The 25,404-nt window shown below is 66.4% G+C and carries 17 protein-coding genes and 1 pseudogene; 3 read left to right on the top strand and 15 right to left on the bottom strand.

The genetic code is table 11. The features are described 5' to 3' along the window. Window positions 1–14: 14 nt before the first annotated feature. From OXI49_06610 to OXI49_06600, 3 genes are read right to left on the bottom strand one after another with little or no spacing between them, the layout of a single operon-like run. Window positions 15–2,414 carry a CoA transferase gene (locus tag OXI49_06610; protein MDE2690171.1) on the bottom strand — a complete coding sequence of 800 codons (2,400 nt, stop codon included), beginning with the start codon at window positions 2,412–2,414 and terminating at the stop codon, window positions 15–17. 27 nt (window positions 2,415–2,441) lie between these two features. Beyond that, a complete protein-coding gene (locus OXI49_06605; protein ID MDE2690170.1) occupies window positions 2,442–3,707 on the bottom strand; it encodes a DUF1552 domain-containing protein in 1,266 nt (421 codons plus the stop codon). Window positions 3,708–3,716: 9 nt separating this feature from the next. Further along, on the bottom strand, window positions 3,717–6,107 hold the full coding sequence (locus OXI49_06600; protein MDE2690169.1) for a DUF1592 domain-containing protein: 2,391 nt from the start codon (window positions 6,105–6,107) through the stop codon (window positions 3,717–3,719). A gap of 160 nt (window positions 6,108–6,267) precedes the next feature. On the opposite strand from OXI49_06600, the gene OXI49_06595 reads away from it, so the two are divergent. From OXI49_06595 to OXI49_06585, 3 genes are all read left to right on the top strand, one after another. Next, window positions 6,268–7,245: a dienelactone hydrolase family protein gene (locus OXI49_06595; GenBank protein ID MDE2690168.1), complete on the top strand. Its 978-nt coding sequence runs from the start codon at window positions 6,268–6,270 to the stop codon at window positions 7,243–7,245. A 44-nt stretch (window positions 7,246–7,289) separates the two neighbouring features. Further along, window positions 7,290–10,496 carry an efflux RND transporter permease subunit gene (locus OXI49_06590; GenBank protein MDE2690167.1) on the top strand — a complete coding sequence of 1,069 codons (3,207 nt, stop codon included), beginning with the start codon at window positions 7,290–7,292 and terminating at the stop codon, window positions 10,494–10,496. 80 nt (window positions 10,497–10,576) lie between these two features. Continuing rightward, window positions 10,577–12,547, top strand: a complete 1,971-nt coding sequence (locus OXI49_06585) for a cytochrome P450 (GenBank protein ID MDE2690166.1) — start codon at window positions 10,577–10,579, stop codon at window positions 12,545–12,547. Between the two features lie 8 nt (window positions 12,548–12,555). Here OXI49_06585 and OXI49_06580 read toward each other — a convergent pair whose 3' ends face one another. From OXI49_06580 to OXI49_06525, 12 genes and pseudogenes are all read right to left on the bottom strand, one after another. Further along, window positions 12,556–13,935 carry an FAD-dependent oxidoreductase gene (locus tag OXI49_06580; protein MDE2690165.1) on the bottom strand — a complete coding sequence of 460 codons (1,380 nt, stop codon included), beginning with the start codon at window positions 13,933–13,935 and terminating at the stop codon, window positions 12,556–12,558. Between the two features lie 24 nt (window positions 13,936–13,959). Continuing rightward, window positions 13,960–15,966 (bottom strand): cytochrome P450, encoded by a 2,007-nt coding sequence (locus tag OXI49_06575; GenBank protein MDE2690164.1) that lies wholly within the window; start codon window positions 15,964–15,966, stop codon window positions 13,960–13,962. Window positions 15,967–16,009: 43 nt separating this feature from the next. After that, window positions 16,010–17,083 carry a Rieske 2Fe-2S domain-containing protein gene (locus OXI49_06570; protein ID MDE2690163.1) on the bottom strand — a complete coding sequence of 358 codons (1,074 nt, stop codon included), beginning with the start codon at window positions 17,081–17,083 and terminating at the stop codon, window positions 16,010–16,012. 119 nt (window positions 17,084–17,202) lie between these two features. Further along, window positions 17,203–17,718 (bottom strand): protein-disulfide reductase DsbD family protein, encoded by a 516-nt coding sequence (locus OXI49_06565; protein MDE2690162.1) that lies wholly within the window; start codon window positions 17,716–17,718, stop codon window positions 17,203–17,205. 60 nt (window positions 17,719–17,778) lie between these two features. Next, a pseudogene (locus OXI49_06560) lies at window positions 17,779–18,102 on the bottom strand (redoxin domain-containing protein). A gap of 15 nt (window positions 18,103–18,117) precedes the next feature. Beyond that, window positions 18,118–18,342 carry a hypothetical protein gene (locus OXI49_06555; protein MDE2690161.1) on the bottom strand — a complete coding sequence of 75 codons (225 nt, stop codon included), beginning with the start codon at window positions 18,340–18,342 and terminating at the stop codon, window positions 18,118–18,120. 58 nt (window positions 18,343–18,400) lie between these two features. Next, window positions 18,401–19,819 carry an arylsulfatase gene (locus OXI49_06550; protein ID MDE2690160.1) on the bottom strand — a complete coding sequence of 473 codons (1,419 nt, stop codon included), beginning with the start codon at window positions 19,817–19,819 and terminating at the stop codon, window positions 18,401–18,403. Between the two features lie 9 nt (window positions 19,820–19,828). Then, window positions 19,829–20,233: a PaaI family thioesterase gene (locus OXI49_06545; GenBank protein MDE2690159.1), complete on the bottom strand. Its 405-nt coding sequence runs from the start codon at window positions 20,231–20,233 to the stop codon at window positions 19,829–19,831. 79 nt (window positions 20,234–20,312) lie between these two features. Then, on the bottom strand, window positions 20,313–21,722 hold the full coding sequence (locus tag OXI49_06540) for an aminotransferase class V-fold PLP-dependent enzyme (GenBank protein MDE2690158.1): 1,410 nt from the start codon (window positions 21,720–21,722) through the stop codon (window positions 20,313–20,315). A 46-nt stretch (window positions 21,723–21,768) separates the two neighbouring features. Beyond that, entirely contained in the window at window positions 21,769–22,674 is a 906-nt protein-coding gene (locus OXI49_06535; protein MDE2690157.1) for a methylated-DNA--[protein]-cysteine S-methyltransferase, read from the bottom strand. A 123-nt stretch (window positions 22,675–22,797) separates the two neighbouring features. Then, window positions 22,798–23,805 carry a hypothetical protein gene (locus OXI49_06530; protein ID MDE2690156.1) on the bottom strand — a complete coding sequence of 336 codons (1,008 nt, stop codon included), beginning with the start codon at window positions 23,803–23,805 and terminating at the stop codon, window positions 22,798–22,800. 10 nt (window positions 23,806–23,815) lie between these two features. Beyond that, on the bottom strand, window positions 23,816–25,396 hold the full coding sequence (locus OXI49_06525; GenBank protein ID MDE2690155.1) for an ankyrin repeat domain-containing protein: 1,581 nt from the start codon (window positions 25,394–25,396) through the stop codon (window positions 23,816–23,818). Window positions 25,397–25,404: the final 8 nt, after the last annotated feature.

Below are 25,404 nucleotides of genomic sequence, written 5' to 3'. Positions count from 1 at the left end.
CGACACACCGAGCGCTAGCTCAGCACGGCTCCGGTAACACCGCGGTCGAAGAGGTCGTCGATCTCGGTCTCCGAGAGACCGAGGCGCTCCCGCAACAACTCGCGGCTGTGCTCGCCGAGCCGGGGCGGCGGCACGTCGGAGCGTTCCAGCAGGCCGTCGATCCGCCAGGGATGGCCGGCGTAGCGGTGCTCGCCGACGTCCGCGTGCTCGATTCTGCGGAACCAGCGCCGCTCTCTCAGATGAGAGCACTCCATGAGTTCGGCGGTCGTGCGCACGACGCCGGCGGCTATGCCGGCGGCTTGCAGGCGTTCCATCAGGTGCTCCGCCTGCCGGGTGCGCGTCCACTCGGCGATCGCCTCGTCGAGCTTCTCCGCGTTGGCAATGCGGTCCGCGTGCCGGTCGAATGCCGGATCCGCAAGGGTCCCGGAACCCGAAATCGCCACGAGCCGACACCACATCTCATCGGACTCGACCGCCACGGCGATCCAGCGGTCGTCCCCGGCGCACGGGTAGACGCCGTGCGGCGCGAGATCCAGGTCACCGTTGCCCGGCGGCGTCTGCTCGCCGCCCAGCGCGGCATCGAGGAGCACTTCGCCGAGGTAGCCGACCGCCGCCTCGATCATGCTGCCGTCGATCGACTGCCCCTCGCCCGTGCGCCGGCTGTGGAAGAGCGCGACCAGCGTGGTCGCCGCCATCTGCATGCCGGTGATCGCGTCGGCCTGGTAGAAGCCCATGACCATCGGATCGCCGCCGGCATAGCGGTGGAGCCAGTCCCAGCCGGCGAGCGCCTCGATCGAGGTTCCGTTCGCCTTGTAGTCACTCAGCGGTCCGGTCTTGCCGAAGCCGGACCAGTGGGTCATGACCAGCCCCGGATTCTCCGCCGAGAGCTCCGGCCACTCGAGTCCGAAACGCTCCATGACGCGCGGCGTGAAGTTCTCCATCACCATGTCGGCGCCGGCGGCCAGCCGTCGGAGCAGATCCTTGCCCTCTTCGGTCTTGAGGTCCAGGCAGAGGGACCGCTTGTTCCGGTTGACGCTGTTGTAGTTCGGGCTCGAGTTCACAAGGCCCGGAGGCGCGTTCGCCATCGGTACCGGACTCGCCAGCCATCGCCGCCAGACGTCCGGGCGCTGGTGCGACTCGATCTTGATCACGCCGGCGCCGAGGTCGGCCAGGAGCATGGTGGCGAAGGGGCCGATCCAGGCCTGGGTCAGGTCGACGATCTCGACGTCGGCCAGCGGCAACGACTCGCCTTTCTCCCCTGGCCCGGCCGGCGGCTCGACCGGCTGCCAATCGAGGGACGACGGCTCCATCTGTTCACGGACCACCGGCGCCTGCGCCGGCGGCACCGCGTCCGTCAGACCGAGCCTGGCCCCCGGGCCGGCGAATGGCAGCTCTCCAAGCCGCGGATGGTGAAGGGTCTGGAAGAAACCGCGAGCAGCGAGATGCTCCTCGGCAAGCAGGTCGACCGGCTTCACCACTTTGCCGCAGACGATCTTCCGCTCCAGGAGACCGTGGAACACCTCGTCCATCGTCTTCTCGCGGACGCGGCCCGCCAGGAACGGAAGCAACCGCCGGACACGCGCGACTGGGTCCTCGCCGTCCACAGACCGCGGCCACTCCCCGTCGTCGACACCCAGCGCCGCGCCGTAGTCGCCGAGCTGGTTAGCGGGCGGCGGGACGAACGTCACCCATCCGTCGCGGCAGCGATGGGCCCGCACGCCGGTCGAGGGTCCGCTGTCGCGCTCGGGATGCACGCCCGTGTACTCGATCCGGAGCAGCGGCAGGATGGCGGTCAGCGTCTCCATCTCGGACACCTCGACAAAGCTGCCTCTCCCGCTGCCAAGGCGCGCTATCAGGGCCGCGGCAGCCGCGACGAAGGCGCAGACCCCGCAGGTGTAGCCGAGGATTTGGCCGGGCGCCTTGAGCGGAGCTCGGCGCTTCTCGCCGTTCAGTCCGGCATAACCCGACAGCGCCTGAACCACCAGCTCCGACCCGACGAGGCCGGCGTACGGCCCGTCCAGGCCGAACGGCGAGACCGATACGAGAACCAGTCCCGGGAGCCGTTCTCGGAGACCATCCAGCGTAAGGCCCCAGCGCTCCAGATCGGCGTCGGCCCAGTCGGTTACGAGAACATCGGCTCGCCGCAGCACTTCGAGCAGCGCGTCCGCGTCGGGACACGCGGAGGACAGCGACATCGCCCGCTTGTTCGCGGCGACGAACTGCCAGAGAAGCGATTCCCTGGCGGCACCTTCCCCGCCATGCGGTCCCATCCGTCGCAGCCGCGAGCCGCCTTCACGCTCCAGCACGACGACGTCGGCGCCCCAGAGCGCGAACTGCCGCGCACAGTAAGCCGCGGCGACGCCGTCGGCCAGTTCAAGAACGCGGACGCCGTGAAGCGGCGGGCGCTGCTCCAAACGACCGTCCAGCAGGGTCCGGAGCGACTAGGACCAGGTCAACGAGCCGGTGCTCTGGCCGAACCGGTCCGTCTCCACGCCCATCGCCTGCAGCAGGGTCACGAACAGATTGCTGAGCGGCGCGTCGTGTTCGCCCTCGTGCCGGTGGTGCTTGCCGTGACTGAGGCCACCGCCGGCGACCAGGATCGGCAGGTGCTTCGGCTCGTGGGAGTTCGCGTTGCCGAGGTTGGAACCGAACAGGACGGTGGTCGAGTCGAGCAGCGGGCCGTGGCTGTCGCCGCGCTCCCGGAGCTCCATCAGCAGACCGTCCAACTGACCGATGATCCGGGCCTCGATCATCTTGAGTTGGTCGATCTTCGCCTCGTCCTGGCCGTGGTGGGACAGGTTGTGATGGGAACCGTTCACGCCCTGGACCTGGGGCACGACGCCGTGATCCTGGATCATGATGCTGATCACGCGGGACGAGTCCGTCTCGAGGATGAGGGGAACCATGTTGAAGAGCAACCGGATGCGGCCGATCAGGTCCGCCTTGTCCGGGATGTCCGTGGGCTGGTCAAGGGCGACCACCGGTTTCGGCCGCTTCAGCCAGGCGCCGGCCTCGTTCAGTTCCTGCTCGGCCGTGCGCACCGCGGCGTAGTAGGCGTCGAGCCGCACCTGGTCGGCTGAACTCACGCGCCGGCGTAGTGCCGAGGCCTCGGCCTTGACGCGATCGAGAATGCTGCCGCCGCTCGCCAGATTGCGCGACTCGCGCTCGACCTCCTCCGGCTCGCCTGCGAGGAACATCTTCCTGAACAGCCTGGCCGGGCTGATCTCCGCCGGGATCATCACGCCGTTCGCCGTGTAGGACTGGCTCTGCCCGCTCGCCGTCCCAAGCGTGACCGACGGGAAACGCGTCACGTAGCCGAGGTGGTTGGCCGCCGCCTGGTCGATCGAGATCGTGTTCTTGAAGCCGTCCCGCCCGGGGCCGCGGGCCGCCGTGAGGAACGTGACCTCGGAGTTGTGGGGCTGGCGGCCGGTCTGGTCCTCGTGAGAGAAGTTCGAGAAAAGCGAGTAGTGCTCACGGTGCCTGTCGATGATCCGCAGGTACTCGGTCGTCTCGTAAGCAGCGCCGGTCTGTTTCGGCAACCACGCTTCCGGGTAGATCCCCAAGGTGTTGCAGATGTTGACCATCCGCCTCGGCGCCTCGCCGGTAGCGGCACGAACGAGTGAAGGTTGCATCGTCTCGAGCAGCGGCAGGGCAAGCGCGACGCCTGAAGCGCGCAGGAAGGTGCGTCTGTCGATGGTTCTGTACATGTCGGATACCTACAGGTTGTCGAAGAGATCGCTCTTCACGACCTCCCGGATCATGCTGCGCAGGGGATAGCCGTCCTCGGCGAGCTCGCTGAGGATGTCCTCCACCGCTTCACGGTCCGCGAACTCGACCGGAGCGCCCGTGGCGAAGGCGATCAACTGGGACGCGATGTGGCGCGCCACCTGGTCGAGCTCGTTGCCGTAGAGCAGCTTCTTGTACTCCTCGATGCCGACGAAGACCTGTCCCTGCGGGGTGACGCCGGTGACGTCCACCGCAAGCCCCTTGCGATAGCCGCCGGCGCCCTCCTCGCCCGGAATGCGGTACGCCTCGCGGAAGCCGCCGATCGGGTCGAAGGACTCGAGCGCGAAGCCCGGCGGGTCGATGTTGCGGTGGCAACTGTTGCAGACCGTGTCCGTGCGGTGCTTGTCGAGTTGCTCGCGGATCGTCGTCGCGCCCCGGGTGTCCGGCTCCAGGCCCTCAATGCCCGCGGGGGGCGGGGGCGCCGGCTGACCGAGCAGATTCGCGAGCACGAAGTTGCCGCGCGGCACCGGCGACGTCGTCGTGCCGTTGGCGGTGATCTTGTGAATGCTCGCCTGGGTCAGCAGGCCGCCGCGGGGACTGTCCTCGGGAATCGCCACCTTCCGCATCTGCTGGCCGGTGACGCCCTCGAAGCCGTAGTGCTCGGCGAGGCGGCGATTGAGGAAGGTGAAGTCGGAGTCGATCAGGTTGCCGACGCTCAGGTCCTCCGCGAGGAGCTCGGCCAGGAAGAGCTGCGTCTCGCGGGTCATCGCCTGTCCCAGCCGGCTGTCGTACTCGGGATAGAGCGCCTTGTCGGGCGTCGTCGCGTTCATCTCGTAAAGCCGGAACGCCTGGCCGGCGAAGTCCTCGATGAACCGCTGGCTCTTCGGATCGTCGAGCATCCGGTCGACCTGGCTCGCCAGCACGTCGTCGTCAGACAGCCTGCCGGCGGCCGCCAGATCGAAGAGTTCCCGGTCCGGCATCGAACGCCAGAGCAGGTAGGAGAGCCGCGTCGCGACCTGGAAGTCGTCCAGCTCTCCCCGGCTCCCGACGTGGTAGACGAACGCCGGAGCGATCAGCATGGCGCGCAACGGCTCACGGACCGCCTCGATGAACGGCAGTCCCTCTTCGAGGGCGGGCTTCGCCAGCGCGGCGTAGGTTTCCAGCTCGCCCTCCGTGAGCGGCCGCCGGAAGGCGCGCGGCCCGAAGCGCGTGACGACGTCGACGACGTGCTCCTGCGGCGCCTTGGTGAGCACCGGTTCGCCCGCGTCGTCGAACTCGATCCCGGAGAGCAGTTCCCTCGCGCTGCGCGGCGGCCAGTCCTCGAAGAGCGGCCCCTCGATCGTCATCGTCCGGAACGCGATGCCCTCCCACGGGTAGTCCTGGACGTTTCGCTCCGCCGCGAAGTACGACACCTTGTCGTCCGGCGGCCGGTAGGCGTCGGCCAGCGAAGGAGCGACCAGATCGCGCGGCCGGAGGTAGGGAGTGACTTCGACGACCCGGCCTTCGGGCTCCACCAGGTCGAACGAGCCGATCAGGCTGTTCAGCGCCGCGGTCGCGACTCCCTGCTGATTGCCGTGGAAGAGGGTCAGCGTGATCGGCGACGTCGCCTGGTAGGGGTACGCGTCGATCGTCACCCGGTAGCGGCCCGGCATGTCGACGAGGAAACCCTCGGTCATGCTGTGGAAGGTGTAGGTCGAGCCGCCCTCGAAGAACATGACCGCTGCGTCGTCGACAATCTTGACGATGCCGGCGCCGAGGTACTCGCCGACCGAGTTCCGGTTGAGATAGGGCGACTTCTTGTAGTCGATCTCGACGGTTCGCGTCTCGGGCTGCGGGCCGGTCCTGAGCGCCTCGTCGAGCGCGCCGGCCGCCGCGGTCAGGTAGCTGCGGACGTGGAGAGGCGAGATGCCCTGATTCTCGGCCACCACGTCGAAACCGCCGGTGTCCGTCTCCTCTGGCAGGTCGTTGGCCAGGCTCGCGGCCACGTCGGGATCGATCCCCAGCAGGTCCTGGATCGTGTACTCGTACTCCAGCCTGGTGAGGCGGCGGAGCGGCGTGCGCTGCCCGGCGCGCTCGACCCGGTTCGCTTCGAGCAGGGCGCCTCTCAGGGAGTCAAGCGCCGAGTCGACGATGCGCTGAGCCGGCCTGCGAGCACCAGGCGGCGGCATCTCCCCTCCGCTGACCCGATCGAAGATGCGCTCCCAAAGGCGGAAGGTCTCCCGGTCGGCCAGGTCGCGACCGAGCAGGGTCAGGTCGAGCGGCGTCATCTCCGTCCCGACATGACACGTCAGACACGACGCCTCGAACAGCGGCTCGACTTCCGCCTCGAACGCACCGGCGCCGGCGCCGCCCGGGACGAAGCCCGAGATCAGCAGCGCCACCGACGCGATCAGCGCTGGTCCTACCTGGTGCGTAGCTGTCTCCCTATTGGGTGGCGCGATCTTACAACGCCGTTGCAGGAAGACGCCGACACGCCTCGCCTCCAACCGACAACGTAAGCTCGCTGGCCTCAGCAGCCAGGGCGACGAAGGAGGCGGTCAAGTGCCAACGAGCAGCAGCAGCGCAACGGTCAGCCTGACCGAGGGGCCGGTGGTTCTCGGGAACGGCATCGGCGGAGAGACGCTCCCTATCCCCACCGCCGATCCAACGGGTTTCCACCAGGCGATCTCCGAACCTAGCGCCATGCCGGCCACGGAGATCCTCGGCAGCCTGTTCCTGCCGCGCGGAAAGGGTCCATGGCCCGTCGTGATCGTCGTGCCTGGGAGCCTGGGCGTCGCGCCGTCTCACCTCGCCAAGGCGGACCTGCTCACGGAGGCCGGGATCGCCTCCTGTGTGATCGACCCCTTCGGCACGCGCGGCGTGACCTCCACCGTCGCCAACCAGGCGCAGTACTCGTTCGCCGCCAGCGCCTGGGACGTGCTCGCGACCGCCGCAGTGCTGACCCGGCGCGCGGACATCGACGCGGCGCGCATCGGCGCCCAGGGCCACAGCCGCGGCGGGTCGGCGGTGCTGTCCGCGGCCTGCCTGGCGCCCCTGGTCGACCCTGAACGGGCTTCCGGACTCGCCGCCGTGTACGCCGCCTATCCGTGGTCGGGCTTCCAGTTCCTGAGGCCGGACGTCGGCCGCACCGTCGTGCGCTCCGTCATCGGCGATCTGGACGAGTGGTGCCTGCCGCTCCAGGTCCAGGCCCACATGCACGCGATGACCCTCTGCGGATGCGACGCCAGCTTCCGGCTCTTCCCGGACACGCACCACAGCTTCGACCGTGACACGCCGGTGGAACTGGTCCCGGACGCATCCACAAGCCCGGGGGCTCCGACGATCTACATCCGCGACGACGGCGCCCTCGTCCACCCCGTGAGTGGAGAGGCCGATCCGGGCTTCACAGAGCGCGACGCGATGATCTACCAGGTCAAGTCGCCGTACGGACGCAGGGGCGCACGGATCGGCACCGCCGGCGACCAGGCTCGGGCGTTCCACGAGGACATGATGGCCTTCTGGACCGCCGCGCTCGGCTAGCGCCGGCCGAAGCGCCGCCGTCGCGGTAAACTCATGGAACACAAGTGACTTCCAACGACGGCAGCAGCCAGGGCGAACGGCCCGGGCCGATCGCCTACATGGCGAGCAACGGTGTTGCCGCCAACCTGTTGATGTGGGCCATCATCGCCGCGGGGCTCGTGGCGCTGACGGGTCTCGAGCGGGAGGCGTGGCCCACCGTACCCTTCAACCACATCGAAGTCACGATGGCCTACCCCGGGGCGACCCCGGAGGAGGTGGAGGAATCCATCGTCGTCAAGATCGAGGACGAGGTCAGCGGTCTGGAAGACGTGAAGGCGGTCAAGTCGGTGGCGGCCCCCGGCATGGCATCCGTCAGGGTCGAGATGAAGTCGGGTACGGACATGGCCAAAGCGCAGGACGACATCGAGTCCGCCGTCGGCCGGATCCAGTCGTTTCCGGGCGGCGCCGAACGTCCCCTGTTCCGGGAGATGACGAACCGCCAGAGCATGATCCGACTCGTCCTCTACGGCGATATCTCCGAGCGCTCGCTGAAGGAACTCGCCTACCAGGTCGAGGATCAGCTCACTTCGCTTCCCGGCGTTTCCCAGGTCGACGTCAGCGGCGTGCGGAACTACGAGGTCTCGGTTGAAGTACCGCTACGGCGGTTGAGAGCCCTCGGACTCACACTCAGTGACGTGGCCGGGGCGATTCGCCGCAGTTCCCTCGAACTGTCCGCGGGCAGCATCGATACGCGGGAATCACAGGTCCGCGTACGGACCCTCGGCCAGCGCTACGAGCAACAGGACTTCGAAGACATCATCCTCCTCAGCAGGAGCGACGGCACGGCGGTCCGCCTCGGGGATGTCGCGGAGGTGCATGACGGCTTTCAGAATGCCGACCTGATCGTCCGGCACCAGGACGAACCCGCCGCCTTCATCGAGGTCTTTCGAGCCGAAGACGAGCACGCGATGGGCGTCGCCAACGCCGTTCTGGAGTACGTGGACAACGTGTTGACTCCCTCGCTTCCGGACGGCCTGGGAGTGACCGTCTGGAATGACGAGTCCGATGCCTACACGGAGCGCGCGAGCATCCTCCTCAAGAACGGCGCGCTGGGCCTCCTGCTGGTCCTCATCGCGCTGGGCCTGTTTCTCGAGCTCCGAATCGCCTTCTGGGTCGCCGTCGGCCTTGCCGTTTCGGGCATCGGCGCGCTCGCCGTCATGCTGGCGCTCGACCTGGCAATCAACGCCATCTCCCTCTTCTCGTTCGTCCTCGCCATCGGCATCGTCGTCGACGACGCGATCGTCGTCGCCGAGTACATCCACTACGAACGCATGCGGGGCACGCCGGGACTCACGGCCGCGATTCGCGGCACTCGACGCATCCTGGTGCCGTTGACCTTCGCCGTACTCACTTCGGTCGTGGCGTTCATCCCCCTGCTCTTCATCCCCGGCGGAATCGGCGAGGTCTGGGGAGCGCTGCCGATCATCGTCATCGCCATGCTGCTGTTTTCCCTGGTCGAATCGACGCTGGTGCTGCCCCGCCACCTGTCTCACCTGCACGGTCCGGAGTGGAAGCCGACCGGCCCCGTCGATCGGGTCGCGGCACGGATCCAGGGCGGTGTGGATCGCGCGCTGAACCGATTCCTGCAGGGCCCGCTCGACCATGGCCTCCGTTTCGCGACGGCTCACCCCGGGGTGACGATCGCGGCAGGCGTCGGATTGCTCGTGGTCTGCGTTGCCCTGGTACCGGCCGGCATCGTGCCGGCCACCTTCGCGGAGAACGTCGAGGGCGACTTCGCCACGGCCAGCCTGGAGATGCCCGACGGAACGACCGCGCAGCGAACGTACGAGGTGGCGCGAGAGTTGGAGGCGGCCGGCCACCGCGCGATCGACCGACTCTCCGAGGATCGGCCGGACGATGCGCCTCCCCTGCTCTCCGGAGTCACCGTGACCGTGGGGCAGCGGCCGCGAATCGAGGGCGGGGGACTCAACCCGGAGCCGACCCTGAACCCCGAAGCCAACATCGCCACGATTGACTTCAAACTCCTGGGCGCCCGGCAACGGCAGATCACCAGCGGAGACGTCGTTCAGGCATGGCGCGAAGAGGTGGGAGTCCTGCCCCACGTTCGCGGCGTCACCTTCAGCGGCGAGATCATCGACCTGGGCAACCCCGTGGAAGCGGTCCTCTCCCACCCCGATCCCGAGCGCCTGGCCCAGATCGCCGATTCCGTCGTCAATGAACTCCGCGCGGTGGGAGGAATCTTCGACATCCGCTCGGATCACACACCGGGCGTCCCGGAACTCCAGCTCGAGCTGCTGCCGGAGGCGCGAACCCTCGGTCTCACTCTCGACGACCTGGCCTGGCAGACGCGAGCCGCGTTCTTCGGTGAAGAGGCCCTGCGGGTTCAGCGAGGCCGGGAAGAGGTCCGGGTCTATGTGCGCCTGCCCGAGGCTGACCGCAACGCGATCACCGACGTCGAGAGTTACCTGCTCCGCACGCCCGGCGGAGGCGAAGTCCCTCTGAGTCGGGTCGCTTCGCTGAGTTCAGGCACGTCGCCGCCCGCCGCAAGGCGCAAGGACGGCCAGCGTGTCGTCACGGTCACCGCGGACGTCGACCCGACCGCGATCTCCGGCGGGGAGGCGAACGACATCCTGGAGAACGTCATTCTCGCGGAACTGACGGCCGCCGATCCGGACCTGACCTACAGCTTCGGAGGCGAGCAGCAGCAGCAGCTCGATTCCCTGGGCGCGCTCTATCGAGGGTTTGCCATCGCGCTGCTGATGATCTTCGCCCTGCTGGCGATTCCGCTGCGCTCCTACACCAAGCCGTTCCTGGTCATGGCGGTGATCCCGTTCGGGTTCATCGGCGTGATCCTCGGTCACCTGTTCCTCGGGATCCCCCTGAGCGCGGTCTCCTTCATGGGATTCTTCGGCCTCGCGGGTGTCGTCGTCAACGACTCTCTCGTGATGATCGACTTCATCGATCAGGAACTGAGGGAAGGACTCTCCGCAAAGGACGCGATTGTTGAAGGTGCCAAGGGCCGCTTCCGTCCCATCATGCTGACTTCCCTGACCACCTTCCTCGGTTTCACGCCCCTGATTCTCGAACCGTCGATCCAGGCACAGTTCCTCGTTCCCTTTGCCGCCTCGCTCGGCTGCGGCATCGCGATCACGACCTCTCTTCTGATGCTGCTCGTACCGGCCCTGTACACGATTCACCTTAGACTGACCTCTCGGCGCCGGGTGTCCGGCCCTGCCCTTGAGGCCGCATAAGCCCGCCGACGACAAGGCCACCACACATAACTCCCACCTCCGCAGCTCCCCCGAGCCAGGGGCTGACTCTCACGGACGAGTTGATTCTGATGCTCCTCAACGAGGAGAACGGCTACTTCCATCAGGTCCCCGGCTGGCACCTGCACTGCGCCGTTGCCGGCGCGGTCCTCGCCGAGCTCTCCCTGCAGTCGCGCATCGATACGGACCCGGATGCTCTCTATCTCGTCGACGCGACGGAGACCGGAGACCCGGCTCTCGATCCGATTCTCGGGGAACTGGCCCAGGCGTCGGACCAGCGAACGGCCCGCTACTGGATCGAACGGCTCGCGCCACAGGCCGAGGACGTCATCGACCTCACCCTCGACCGTCTGGTGGAGCGGAAGATCCTCCAGCACCACGACGGCGACTTCTGGACCCTTCCGCGAACCGGCTGGCAGGCGGACGCGCACGGCCAATCCGAAGAAGGCACGGCGACCCAGTTCATTCGGGACCGCATCGCCGACGTCATCTTCAACGACGAGATTCCCGATCCGCGGGACATCATCGTTCTCTCCATCGTCAACGCCTGCGACGTTCTACGCTTCATCTTCCAGATCGACGAAGACGTCGAGGAACGGATCGAGCTGGTCTGCAGGATGGACCTGATCGGCCGGTCCATCGCCGAAGCGGTTGCCCAGAACATCGCGGAACCGATCCGCCGACACTCGGCGCTGACGAAGAAGATGCCGGGCATTCCCTTTCGGAAGTTGCTGCGCAACCAGTACGCCCGCGACGGCAACCTTCCCGCCCTCTTCGCCGGTCTTGCTGAGGAGTTCGGGCCCGTCTTCGAGCTCCGCCCACCGATCGGCGAGCGCATGATCTGCCTTGCAGGAACCGAAGTGAATCAGTGGGTCAACAAGCGCGGGCGCACGCACCTGAGAACGAAGGACTACTTCAACGACTTCGAGAAGGTCTACGGCGCGTCCGGCGTCATGCCTTCCCTTGACGGCGCCGATCACTTTCGACTCCGCAAGGCCATGTCGCCCGGATACTCGCGCGGCAGGCTCGCCGGACAGCTCGATCGCCTCTACGCCTATCTTCGAACGTACCTCGCGGACTGGAAGGTGGGCGACGCCATCCCGGCCCGGTCCTGCCGTCTCCTGGTCAACGCGCAACTCTCTCCACTCACCATCGGAGTGGACTCGCAGGACCTCATCGGGGAACTGGTCGCCTACAAGGAGCGCGCCCTGGCCGTTCACATCATGCGGGCCCTGCCGAAGATGATGATGAACACGCCCGGCATGAAGCGCAAGGCCAGGACCGTCGACAAGCTCCTGGAACGCATCCAGAGCTCACATACTCCGGCCCAGCGGATCGACCAGCCGCGCGATCTGGCGGACGACTGGCTCGGGCTCCACGCGAGCGACCCGCAGTTCGTGCCGGAAACCACGCTGCGCTTCCAGCTCTCCGCGGCGCTGGTCGCCAGCGTCTACGTGGGCGACGCCATCAGCTTCGCGCTCTACGCCATGACGACGCAGCCGGAACTGCGGGAGCAGATCCGTGCCGAAGCCGACGCCCTCTTCGAGAACGGCGACCCGGACGGTCAGGCCATCAACCCCTCCACGATCGACGTCACACACCGTTTCCTCATGGAGACCCTCCGGATGTACCCGGTCGTCCCCATGGCCATCCGGAACGTGATGAACGCCTGCGTGATCGAGGACTACGAGATCCCGGTCGGTTCAAGGCTCTTCATCGCTTCGACAGCACCGCACTACATGGAGGAGGTCTTCCCGGATCCCCACTCCTTCGACATCGACCGCTACCTGCCGGATCGAGCGGAGCACCGCAATCCCGGTTACGCGCCCTACGGCCTGGGCACCCACAGGTGTCTCGGCTTTCGGCAGACGGAACTGCAACTGGCGATCAACGTCCTGATGATCGCCCGCCACTTCAGATTCGAACTCGTTCCCAAGGACTACCGGCTTCAATTCAATCCGATCCCGAACATGAAGCCTCGCGCGAAGCTGAAGTTCCGGATCGTCGAACAGCTTCGCGAAGTAGCCGCCTGACGCCCTCGTCAGCCCTTCGCCTTCCGCAGTCGCCAGCCGTACATGACGCCGCCGTAGTGGTTGAACGACCGCCGCGCCTCGCGGTCGTCGAAGGGATAGTCCGCGCCGATCTGTCTCGCCGCGGCAAGGCCAGTGACGAAGCACGTCTCCTGGCTGTTGATCAGCGTGTGGGCGCCGCAGTGCCAGGCGCCCTTCCTGCCCTGAATGAACCGGAACAGGGGCACGAGCAACGCGACATGACGCACGTCATGCACGACGTGCTGGAACCACCACCGCTTGACGACCTTCTCCTCGTCGATCTGGCTGATGGGGTTGTAGGTCACCAGACAGGGCTTGTCGGAACGATGGGCCCACGGCTGCTGGTTGTGCATGATGTAGGTGATTTCGTAGTTGTCCGGTCTTGAGCCGTACTGTTCGATGTGGTTGCTACGCGCTTCCAGGGCCTTCACGTCGCTCTCCGGCAGCACCGAGGCATCCGAGTGCACGATCGTGTGGTTGTGGAGTTCGCTCTCGTAGCGGATCGACGAGAGGATGTAGCGCTCAAGGAAGCTCGGCCTGTCCAGGATCATCAGGGTCTGGTTCGCATTGCACGCAAAGATGACCTCGTCGAACGTCTCCTCAACGCCCTCCTCGTCCTTCACCACGACACCTGACGGGCGGCGGTACACCTTGCGGACCGGACGGTTGAGGTAGATCTTCTCCCGGAAGCCGGCTGACAGGTTCTCATAGATGCGGCGTGTCCCCTGGTCCCACGTCTGCATGGGCGTGGCGCGCTCGATGTCGAAGAACTCGAGGTACCTCGAGAAGAGCGACGCCGGCATGTCGAACACGTTCGTCGCCATCAGAAAGTTGACGAACATCGGCTTCAGGACCTTGTACCGGAAATCGCCGGAGAAGCCGCCCCAGTTCAGCACCGTCCCCATGCTGATGTAGTTGTACGGGTTCAGGGCGTTCAGAAACCTCGACCGGGCGTGGGTCAACCGACCGAACCAGTGAAGACGCTTCAGGAGCCGTTGGAACTTCTCGATCTCGGGCTGGAGTTCCTCCCGGATGTCGGAATCGAAGTCGTGAGCGTAGACCTGGCCCCGGTACTTCACGCTGTAGCTGAATCTCGTGTCGAGCAGTTCGATGCCGAAGTCCTTCAGCAACAGCAGAATGTGGTGGTACACCGAGGGAATGCAGGCCGTGACGGAGATGTCGAAGGGGATCGAGCTACCGTCATCCTGCGGCATGTCGGCGGTGACCGCATTGCCGCCGAGCTGGGCCTGGGCTTCGAACAGCCGAAAATCGAAACGGTCCGAGCTGTGATGAAACGCCCAGGCGGCCCCGAGGCCCGAAACGCCTCCGCCAATGATGGCGACCTTGCGCGGACGTGTCCCTGCCTTCATCACTCGTCGCGGATCCTGCGCGAACTACTGGCCTCGTTCGAGCGGATGCCGATGTCCGGTGACCCGGAACCTGAACTTCCGGTTGACGCTGTTCTTGGGTAGCGGGTTCCGCTTCAACCGGTAGTCCCGGGGGACCATCTCCAGGTCCAGGTAGTGGACGAGCATCAAGACGTTCATCACCATCTGCAGCCGCGTCCAACTCGCTCCACCACAAGTATGCGTCCCCACGCCGAACGGTGCGTAGACCCCGGCCTGGCGATGTTCGCTGCGCGGCTCCAGATACCGATCGATGTCGAACTTCTCGGGCTCGGCGTAGTGGTTCTTCATGTGGTGCGGCGCGGAGAATGACACCAACACCGTGCTGTAGGCCGGCACTTCGATGCCCACGATCTCGAAGGAATTCATGGCCGTTCGCATATGGACCGGAACGACCTCGTGGAGCCGCAGTACCTCCATGACAAAGCGGCGCGCCGCATCGGTCGCTTCCGGAGTCACGTCCGCCGCGGTCGGGTCTCCGCCCGCGAACATCGCGTCGGCTTCGGCGACGATTTGCTCCCGGTACTCGGGATGGCGCAGCAGTTCGTAGATGGAGAAAGCAACCGCGCTTCCCGTGTAGTGACCGGCGATGATCGGAGCGATGAATGCGAACCCCAGGTCGGTCTCCGGCAGGAACTGCGGGTCCGCGTGGTGCAGCTCCATCAGGTCGTCGACGAGGTCTCGTCGCTTGCCGGCCCGCTGCGCCTCGGTGTGGGTAGCGTGGATCATGGCGTACAGTTCCAGCACCCGCCGCTTGCAACGCTTCATGTACGGCGTGCGTAGCGTGAACCTTGGTAGCAGGCCGTGCCCGTGAACCAGCAGCGCCCGATACTCGAAGTGCAGTAGATCGTCGAGAAGGTCGAGCGGGGGATCGAAGCTCACGCTGAGCCGCGCGATCTGCGCGCCGGCCAGACGCTGGCAGGTCATCTCGCCGGGGAGCACCTTGCCCACTCCCCAACTCCTGAACGAGCCCCGGCAAAGCGCAAGCAGCTCGTCGAGCCGGTCCTCGACGACACTTCGGGAATTGCCCGCCCGCACCACCCTGCGCATGCGGAAGTGGTCCGCCCCGTCCATGCTGGCGATCGAGCGCGCCGTTCCCCACTCCTGCTGGAAGTCCTCGAGATAGTCGCGCGTCCGGAGATGAAGGCGGCCCTTCTTGGCCATCCACCTGTTGATCTCCACACCGGCAAGCACGACCAGTCGCCTGCCCGGGAACCTCATCTCGAAGACCGGGCCCAACTCCTGGGCCGTCTCCGCGAAGAACCTGGGCAGGTTCCAGGCACGGAACGACTTCGAGGTGAGCGCGTCGCGGAGCCCCACGGTCGGCATGGCCCGCCGCCGCCGCGACGCCCGCATGCTGGCCGGCGGGCGATAGGAGCTGCGCACGGCAGGGCCGATCGCCCTGCCGATCAGATCCATCTTGCTGTAGAGCTCGATGAGTTCTTCGGCGGCCTCGTACTCCTCCGGCTCCATCATGGCCTTGAAGCCGTCGCAGTAGTGCACGAGGCCGATGATCACGATGTCTCTGGGGTCCGGGAACTCCTTGTCCAGCAGGGTGCGGAAGATGCGTCCCTTGATCTCCTCGCCCGCCCAGCCGTCGACGAGCGGATAGCGGCCAGTGCGGGTCACTTTCTTCGACAGGGTCCAGAAACCGCCGTCGTCGGATTCGAAGATGCCTTTCCGGACCAGCCTCTCGATCGCGTCGTCGCTGATCTGGTCGCCCCGCCGGGCAAGCCGCTCCACCCAGTACTGCGGTGGATGGACCTTCTCCTCGCAGGCAAGATCCTCAAGCGAGGGATCCAGCAGGCTGTCACCAGTGGGCGTCGTATCGACGACGGTCAGCGTTTCCAGGTCGGAGTCGATCCGGTTCTCCATTGCGAGGTCCATGAGCACCGCGCCGGCCAGGGCGCAGGACATCCTCCACTCCGGAATAGGCACGAAGTACCCGGTGTCCTGGCTGTGCAAGAGCAGCAGTAGCTGTTCGGCGAATCTCATGATCTGTCCTGGTTCCGGCGATCCTCCGGGGCGCCCCGCCCCTTCAGATCGCTCGTAGCGTACGCCTCCGCTCCGACTCGAATTCCGGATAGAACTGCCGGCTGTACTGGCGGTACTTGCCGACGGGACCGTCCGCCCGGCTTAGCCGGGGCGGAGCCTGATACCGCTTCCTCTCCCAGATCACGACGTCCTGCAGAACGAACCGCTTCTCCTGGCTCAGGGCAATGCGGTTCATCAACTTGTGGCGCAGGCTCACCGGCAGGAACCCGAAGCCCGCGAAGAACCGGCCCGGCTTGCGGATCTCTCGTACCTGACTGACCAGCACCACATCCACCAGCGTGCCGTCGACTGGCGTTGCGAGCACCCACAATCTCGACTCCATGCCGATCGTCTTCTCTACGAACTCCACGAACGAGTACCCCAGGCCGTGGACGTGGGTGACGGCCGAGACATCGAACACGAGATCCACGAGGCCCGCGACCCTCTGCGTGTGCCTGAAGTCGAAGCAACTCTTCAGGTAGGCGCCCTGAACCAACGTCGAACCGACAGGGCGCACATCGCTGTAGCCGTGCGTGTAGGCCAGGTGTTCGACGTCCACGGAGTTCTCCGTCGTTTCCTGAGGGTGACCTCGAAAACGCAGAACGCACGACCGGAGCTCGCTCCACTTCGGTCCGGCGGGCGGGTCTTCGGGCAAGTGCCAGTGCGCCGGCCGGCCCTCGTATCCCCACCAGGCGAAGACCATCCCCAGGACCTCTCTCGTTTCGTAGACCTTCAGCTTGGCGGCTTTCGGTGCCGGGGCATTCGGAGTGGCGACGCACTGACCGGTGGAATCGAAGGTGAACCCGTGGAACGGACAGACGAGACAACCGTCGCGCACGACGCCACCCACCGTCGGTCCCAAGTGCGACCCCAGATGCGGGCAGAACGCGTCGGCCACGCAGAGGCGACCTTCATCGTCGCACCAGGCGACGATCTCCTCCCCCATCCAGGTCTTCTCGATCAGCTTCTCGCGCTGAATCGCGTCGCGCGTGGCTACGAAGTACCAGCCCTCGGGGAAGGGCGGCAGTTCATCGTTTGGACTCAGCGGAGGTCGATCCGGCTTCAAGATCATGGACATGGACCAGCGTTGCTCTTCGGAATGACGCGCACCGGCGGCTCGGGCACCAGGGTCGACCTCCCAGTCAAGTCTCCCGTCTGTAAGGCCAACCACTCTAACAACATAGCTCCACCGGCACCCTACTCGCCCGCCGCCACCGCCCGCTGCCTGTCGAGCGGCGAGACGGTCAGCGTCCAGGTCAGCGGCACCGATGCGGGGTCGTAGCAAATCCTGTCGTCGCAGGCCTGGTAGTCGAGTCGACCGGTGAGCGTCAACGCGTCGATCTCGGCGAGTTTCGCCGAGGACTCGCGGTCGCCCTCGACCACGACTTCCTGCACCAGCCGGAACGGCTCCTGGTAAACGGGCACGCGCTCGTCGAGCGGCTGGAAGTAGTAGATCTCCGACCCTGGATAGTCGGTCGGCAGAAGCCGCAGGAAGCTCGGTACATCGAGCGTCAAGCCGATGACCCAGTACCCGGCATCGCCGGCCCCCGGCGCGTAGACATGCATGCCGGGTTTAGGCGTGATGTCGAGCGCCAGGTGGAAGCGGCTGCCGACCGTGATGGCTGGATCGCTCTGCGTGGCGCTGATCTCGAGATGCGCCGTCTCGCCGCTGGAGCCGGCGATGCCGGAGATCGGTGTGCCGAGCTTCAGCATGATGTTCGCGGCCGTGTTCCGCTCGCGGTAAAACTCCTCGAAGAAGCGCGCCGTCACCCGCCCCTGCCGGTCGACGACGAACGTCCCGGGAAACGGTGTGCCGACGGCTATTGGGAGGGCCCCGAAGACGGCTACGTACCGCAGCACGTCGGCCTTCACACCCGGGTCTTCAGCGTTTGGGCCGACGCCTTCTTCCGCGACGTGGTTGTAGATGCCGAAGGCCCGAATCGCCGCGGAATCGTCATCGGACAGCAGCGGCACGTCCGTGATGCCGTGGCGCTTCGCGAAGGCGGCCAGCACTTCCTCCGAGTCGTAGCTGATCGCGGCGGTGCCCAGCCCTTCCGCCTGTAACTCCTCGAACCGTTCCTGCAGCTCCACGAGCTGCGCCTTGCAGTACGGTCACCAATCGGCCGAGCGGTGGAAGAGGATCATCGCCCCTTTCTCGCCCATGATCGAGTCGAGCGTCCGGATCCGCCCGTGCTGGTCGGGAAGGGCGAAGTCGGGGACCCGCTCCCCCACTTGCGGTCCGAGTGTCGAGACGTCCACGGGTTTCCTCTCCTGAGCGTCCAGCGCGACTGGCGCCGCCAGCGCGAGGCAGGCGGCGGCGATTCGGGTGCACTTCATCGGTCCACGGAAACTAGCACCTGCATCGCCGCTTCCGGCCACCGCCGGACGGCGTTGCCTAACGGTTCGCCGGCGGTTTCCAGTTCGGATGAGGCACGTGCGCCTCTTCCATGATCCCCTCGATCTCCCTCACCAACTCCGGGTAGTTCCGGGCCACGTCGTACCGTTCGCCCTCGTCCCGCACGACGTCGTAGAGCTCGAGGCGGCCGGTCAGCATCGGCTTGCGAACGCCCTTCCACTGCCGCAGTCGCACCGCCTGCGCCGAGCCCGCTTCGTAGAACTCCCAGTAGAGGTAGTCGTGCGTCCTCTGCTCGCCGGGGCGTCCCCGCAACGTCGGGGCGAAGCTGATCGAGTCGGTGCCCGGTGGCCTGTCGACGTCCAGGAGGTCGGCGACGGTGGCCATCAGGTCGCCGAAGTAGCCGATGTGCCCAGAGACCTGGCCCGGCTGAATCGTCCCCGGCCACCACGCCAGGAAGGGCACGCGGATGCCGCCGTCGTAGAGATCCCGCTTGATGCCGCGCAGGTTTCCGGACGGGTTGAACCGGAGCAGGTCATGGTTCGACTCGTTGTGCGGTCCGTTGTCCGACGAGAACATGACGAGCGTCTTCTCAGCGATCCCCAGTTCCGCGAGCCGCCTGAGCAGCGTGCCCACATCCCGGTCCATGCGGGTGATCATGGCCGCCTGACCCTTGTCCGGGTCCGGCCAGGCCTCCGCCTCGTAGACGCCGTACTCCGGCACCTCTGCCCCGTCGCCGATGGCGCGCGTGGCTTCGTTGTTGGCGTGCGGAATCGTCAGGGCGAGGTAGAGGAAGAAGGGTGCATCCTTCTGCTCCTCGACCCATGCCAGCGCCTCGCGCATGATCAGATCGTGCGAGTACTCGTTGCGCTCCGTCGCCCAGCCGCCTTCGAAACCGCCATAAGGACGCGGCGTCCTCTCGACCTTGTTCCCGAGCGGGACCCTCTCCAGATCCCGCCACAGGAACTCCGGATAGTAGTTGTGGGCGTGAACCTGGTTGAGGTAGCCGAAGAACGCGTCGAAGCCCTGACTCAGCGGATGGCCCTCCATGCCGACTTCGCCGAGGCCCCACTTGCCGAACAGGCCGGTCGCATAGCCGGCTGACTTCAGGACCTCCGCGACCGTGACGTCCTCGTCGCGAAGCGACTGAGCGGTTCCCCTGCCGTTGCCGCGGACATGGGTGTGGCCCGAATGCTGCCCGGTCATCAGCACGCTGCGCGACGGCGCGCAAACCGTCGCTCCCGCGTAGAAGTGCGTGAAACGGATCCCCTCAGCCGCCATGCGATCCAGGCTGGGCGTCCGGATGACCTGCTGTCCATACGAACCGAGGTCTCCGTATCCCAGGTCGTCCGCCAGGATGAAGATCACGCTCGGCCTGTCCGCGCCGGCAGCAGCGCCCGCCGTCCCGACGAGCAGAATCGTCAGGCCGACGAGAACCGTTCTCTTCGGGCTCCGGCACATAGAGTGACCTCAATCTGCTCGCAGGTGCGTCGTCGTCATGTCAATCAGCAGTCGGTCTGTTGGACCCGTTACGAGGGTCCGCACAACAATGAGCTTCCTTCCACGCTTGATTGCCGTCGACCGGGCGGTCAGCTTGCCGTCGCGTTCATTGCCGAGCAAGACTGTGTGCAGGTCCACGGCCAAGGGGAAGCCTTCACCGTTTTCCCGCACACTGTCCGGATCGCCGACCGCACAAAGCGTCGCTGCGATATCGCCTAACCAGATCAATGCTCCGGCGTGAACCGTTCCGAACGCGTTCCTCGCCGCATCGGTGACAGTCATTGTTGCCACCACCAAGTCCGGTTCTCGGGACTCGATAGTGATTGCGAGCCCGCCTGACCAGCGGTCTTCGGCAAGACGTTCATTGACGTTCACGAGCTTCTCCTCCTAGCCTGGGAGTTCTCGGACTCTAAGACTCTGCGGGCTCTATCGAAACGGGGCGCTGGTGTCGTGATCAAACCCGGACGGAGGCCAGGACTTCGACGAGTGCATCGATATCGCGTTCGCTCGTTCGCCCGTTGGTTATGCAGGCTCGCAGCACCGGCTTGCCTTCGAAGATTGCAGTTGACACCCAGAACCGGCCGTCGCTGCGAACGGCATCGACGTAGTTTCGAACGGCTTCATGGCCTTCGGGTGGCACGAGGCATGCAACGGCCATGGGAGAGTGGTTCACGAGCGACCAACCTTCGTGCTGCAACAGCCATGCGAGTCTGTCCGCCAATCGAATGGCGCGCTCTACATGGTCCGCGTATCCCATCCATCCCGCTGTTCCGAGTGCAAGAAACATCCGCAGTCCGACGAACCGTCGCGACCACTGGTTGGAATTGACATAGAAGTCCTTGGCCGTGTCGCTCCTGGGCATGTAGCTCGCATCTATGCGGAAGACCTGAGCGGCGAGATCCGGTCTGGAGGTCAGGAACATGCCGGCCCCCATGGTCGTTGCGAACCACTTGTGGGCGTCAATCGTGATCGAGTCCGCTTGTTCGATGCCCTTGAGAGCGCCGGTATCTCTGGCAATCAGCGCACCACCCCATGCCGCGTCGACGTGGAACCACATGCCGTGTTTTCTGGCTATTTCGCCGCAGCGGGTCAACGGATCGACCATCCCCGCGTTGGTCGTGCCAGCCGTCGCCGCTATCATAACAGGCATGTTGCCACTGCGGACGTCAGTTTCGATCGTTTCGGTCAACGCCTTTGGGTCCATGCGTCCGCGCCCATCGGTCTGAATCAGCCGGACCGCGTTGCGCCCGACGCCCGCGGCGTGAGCGATCTTCAACCATGCCAAATGGCTCTCCTCCGACACGAAAACGCACGGCGGACGGGCGAATGCACACAAGCCATCATCACCGTACGCCGGGGATCCTGCTTGCAGAGCGCAGAGCATTCCCGTGAAGTTCGCTTCCGATCCACCGCTTGTGAAGTGTCCGCCCGAGCCATCCGGCATGCCGGCCCTGCGTGCTACTTCCCGGATCACGTGCAGTTCGATCTCGACCGCCGCCGGCGCATGCGAATGGACGCAGATTTGGGGGTTGAATACAGAGACAATGCGGTCGGCGCACTCGGCGGCGAACGTCGGCGCAGGGTTGAACAGGCCAAGATAGCCCGGATGCGTCACCTGTACCGTGCCGGTTTCAAGCCCCTCGATCACCCATTCCACTAATCCCGCCAGCTCCTTGGGCTGGTCGAATTCCATGCTTCGCAGTTCCCGGAGCCACACGCCGGACGGGCCGCCGGGAACTACGTCGCGCGACGGCATGAGACGTCGCGCCGCGCCAAGGCGCTCGGTGAGCCTGTGGTCTGCTGCCGTCAGGGAATCATGGTCGGGAAACAGCGAACCGTTCGGATCGGTGTTCATTTTGATCATCGGAAAGAATGCTCGAGGCGTCGCTCTTTGTCAGGCCACCGCCGGTTCATTCAACTACAGCGCGGGAGGCCTCACGGGCTAGGAGGGTCTGCTTCCGCTCCACTCCCCAGCGGTAGCCGCCGAGCGCGCCGTCGCTGCGAACCACCCGGTGACAGGGAATCGCCACGGCGAGCGGGTTGGCGGCGCATGCGCTCGCGACTGCCCGGGAAGCCTTCGGCGATCCGATCGCGGCGGCGACCCGGCCGTAGCTGGCGGTCTCGCCCGCCGGAAGCTCCCGGAGCGCCTGCCAGACCCGCTGCTGGAACGCCGTCCCGCGGATGTCGAGCGGCAGGTCGTGGCCGAGGGCCGGCGCTTCGACCAGGCCGACGACCCGCGCCACCAACGACTCGAACTCCGGCTCGCCCCCGGCTAGTTCCGCCTTCGGGAAACGGTCCTCCAACTCCCGTACCAGGCTGCCAGGCTGGTCGCCGAGCAGGATGGTGCAGATCCCCTTCCCCGTCGCCGCCACGAGAATCGAGCCCAGGGAGCACTCGCCCACGGCGAACCGGATCGTCTCTCCGCTTCCGCCGCGCCGGAACGTCGAGGGCGCCATGCCGAGCAGCTCGGACGACGCCGCGTAGAACCGGCCGCTCGAGTTGAAGCCGGCATCGTAGATCGCGTCGGTCACGGTTCGGGAGGTGCGCAGCGCCTCGCGGACCCGACCCCCGCGATGGCCGGCGACGTATGCCCGCGGCGTGACGCCCGTGACTTTCTTGAAGACCCGGTGGAAATGGAACCGGCTCATGCCGGCCGCCTGCGCCAGCGCGTCGAGGTCCGGGGGCTCCACCGCCGCCTCGATCGAACGGCAGGCCGCTGCCACGACCTCCGCATGCCGTTCAGCGAGAGGCCGTTCGTTCGGCCGGGAACGGCGGCCGCCCGTCATCGAGGTTCGGTTCTCTACTGATTCGGCCATACCCATCCTCCCTCCGATACTCCGTCACCGAGTAGCGGCCGCAGCTACGTGCCGCGCAGAGAATCCTCGTATGACCGGCGCAGCATTGCACCTCGATTCTTGCTCTTGACTCGAATTCCCTCGCTAGCGGACGCGGCGGTACGTTTCGTCAAGCGGCGGAAGGTAGACCGGCGGGCTGCCGTAGAAGTGCCCGCGCAGGAACCGCACCGACGTGTCGAGCGTGAGGTTGCGCCGGCGTTCCAGCGCTTCGACGCATGCCTCGTAGTCCGGGCCGTTGCCGCCCAGACGCGTCATGACGGCGGGTCTCGTCGCCCGCCAGTGCTCGTAGCTGGCGTAGCGCGCCATCATGTAGACCTCGTCGAAGTCGGGGCTCTCCGTTGCACCGACTTCGGTTCCACTGCGATCGAGCCCCTCCGGCGTCGGATAGACCCGGCGCCATTGCCCCACGATCCGCGCACCGTTCTTCTCGAAGTACGGCCAGATGCCTTCCCGGCTCAGCCGACTGAACTCCTCGAAGGTCCCCTTGCGGATGCGGAAGTAGCGCAGCGTGATGATCTCCTCGCCCCGCCGGGCTCGGGCGCTCCTCACCGGGAGTTCGGCGCGGGCATCCGGCTCACCTTCGGGCTCGGCAATCTCGTACTCCTCGTCGAGACCGGGCATGTAGTACGGCCCGCCGGGCGCCATGTCCCCGACGAGGTAGATCGGACCGTCCGACCCCAGCTCCAGCTGGCGTCTGGCGGCAAGCGCCTCGCGGAAGGCCTGCCAGTCCTCGCCGTTACCGCCCAGCCGATCAGACGCGCGGGTGGCGGCCCAGTGGTTGTAGCTGCGATAGCGGGCGAGGCGGTAGCCCTCGTCGAAGTCGGCGCGGCCGCCGCCATCCGGGTGAACCACCTGCCACTGTCCGACGACCCGACTGCCGATCTTCTCGAAGAGCGGCCAGACACCATCGCGGCTCAACTCGAAGAAGCGCTCGTGGGCGCCCTTCTGGAGCTTCTGGTGGCGAAGGACGAGGAACTCCTCGCCGGCGCGGGCGATGTCGTTGCGTACCGGCCGCGCAGTCTCCTGGGCCGGGAGGGCGACCGCGCAGACGAGAGTGGCGGCACCGGCGAGCGAGAGTGCGGTCAGTCGCATGGGAGACCGCTCAGTTCGCCGGAGGTTTCTTCGCTTCGTCCTTCTTCGGCGTCGACCCCGGCGCCTCCGGCTCCGGCGGCTTCGGTGCCGGCTTGGCGTAGATGTCGACCGCCTTGGCGTCCTCTTCCTCTTCCGTCGGCGGCCGCACCCCTTCGCCAAGCATGATCGTCTCGATGGCTGCGACCGTGACCGGGGACGGCTTGAAGTTGCCGAAGCGGTAGCCGCGCGCGATCGTCAGCGGGGTCCAGCCGTACTTGTTCCGCTGGTTCCAGACCTCGATGTCGGCGCCGCTGTCGGCCAGCAGGTGGACGACGCGCGGCAGGTTCTTGTACGCCGCGCCGTGCATCGGCGTTTCGCCGTTGGCGTTGACCGCGTTGACGTCAGCACCGAGATCGAGAGCGAGTTGCACGGCCTCGAGCACCTCTTCCTCGGTGCCGGCGTCCTCACCGGGCGACCGGGTGCCAAGACCGGCGGCGGCCATCAATGCCGTCGAGCCGTCGTCGGTTCGGGTCAGCGGATCGGCGCCGAGGTCGGCAAACGTTCGCATCAGGTCGGCGTCAGCGACGAGCGCCGCGAGCACGAACGGCGTCGCCCCCAGTTCGTTGTAGCTCGTGTTGTTCAGGCGAGCCCTCACCCTCATCCGGGTTTCGAGATCAGCGCCGTGTCCGACCATGTCGCGAACGAAGTCCAGGCCGTCCATGGATCCCGAACCGTCCGGCCGCGGGTTGTTGTCGCCGGCCCCGGGCTTGCGCACCCGGGCCAGCATGTGGAGCGCCGTGTACCCGGAGTGGGCCGCGTTCGGATCGGCGCCCGCGTCGAGCAGCCGCGCCGCGAGTTCGAAGTGGCCGTTCGTCACCGCGACCAGCAGCGGCGTGGACCCGGGGCGGACGGAGCGACCGCCCGGCAGCGGTCGGTCCCGCTTCACCGCCTTGCCCGGCGTCGGCGCGTTCACGTCGACGCCCGCCCGGAGCAGGGCCTCCATCACGTCGATCCGTCCTTCGCGGACCGCGAACAGAAGCGGCGTGAAGCCGGAGTCCAGAGTCGCGTTGGGGTCCGCACCGACCTCGAGCAGCAGTTCGACGACTTCCAGGTTGCCCTCGGCGGCCGCCCACATGAGCGCCGTCTGGCCCCGCTGGGGTTCGCGGAAGTGGACGTCGGCGCCGGCCTCGTAGAGCGCTTCGACGACCTCGATCCGGCCGGTCCGCGCCGCGGTCATGAACACCGTCTCGCCGCCAGCCAGCAACGCGTTGGGATCGGCTCCCGCGGCCAGGAGCGCCTCGACGATCTCGAAGCTGCCGTTGGCGCAGGCCAGGGACAGCGGGATGACGCCGTAGCGGTTCACGGCGGAGGCGTCGGCGCCGGCGTCGAGCAGGCGGCGGACGAGGTCGCCGCGATCGTGGTAGACCGCCCAGTGAAGCGCGGTCATGCCGTCGACCTGGGCGGCGTTGATCTCGTCGGCAGCCGGGAACGCCACGAGGAGGCGCTCGATCGCGGCGGTGTCCAGGTGTTCGGTCGCGTCTGCGAGGGGGGCGTTGGTGGTGGCGGCCGCGGCCGGCACCGCAAGAAGGAACGCTAGGGCGAAGCTACGCAATCTCTTCC

This window comes from Acidobacteriota bacterium (assembly GCA_028875725.1).
Classification (GTDB): Bacteria; Acidobacteriota; Thermoanaerobaculia; order Multivoradales; family Multivoraceae; genus Multivorans.
This window is presented reverse-complemented; position numbering and strand designations above follow the sequence as displayed.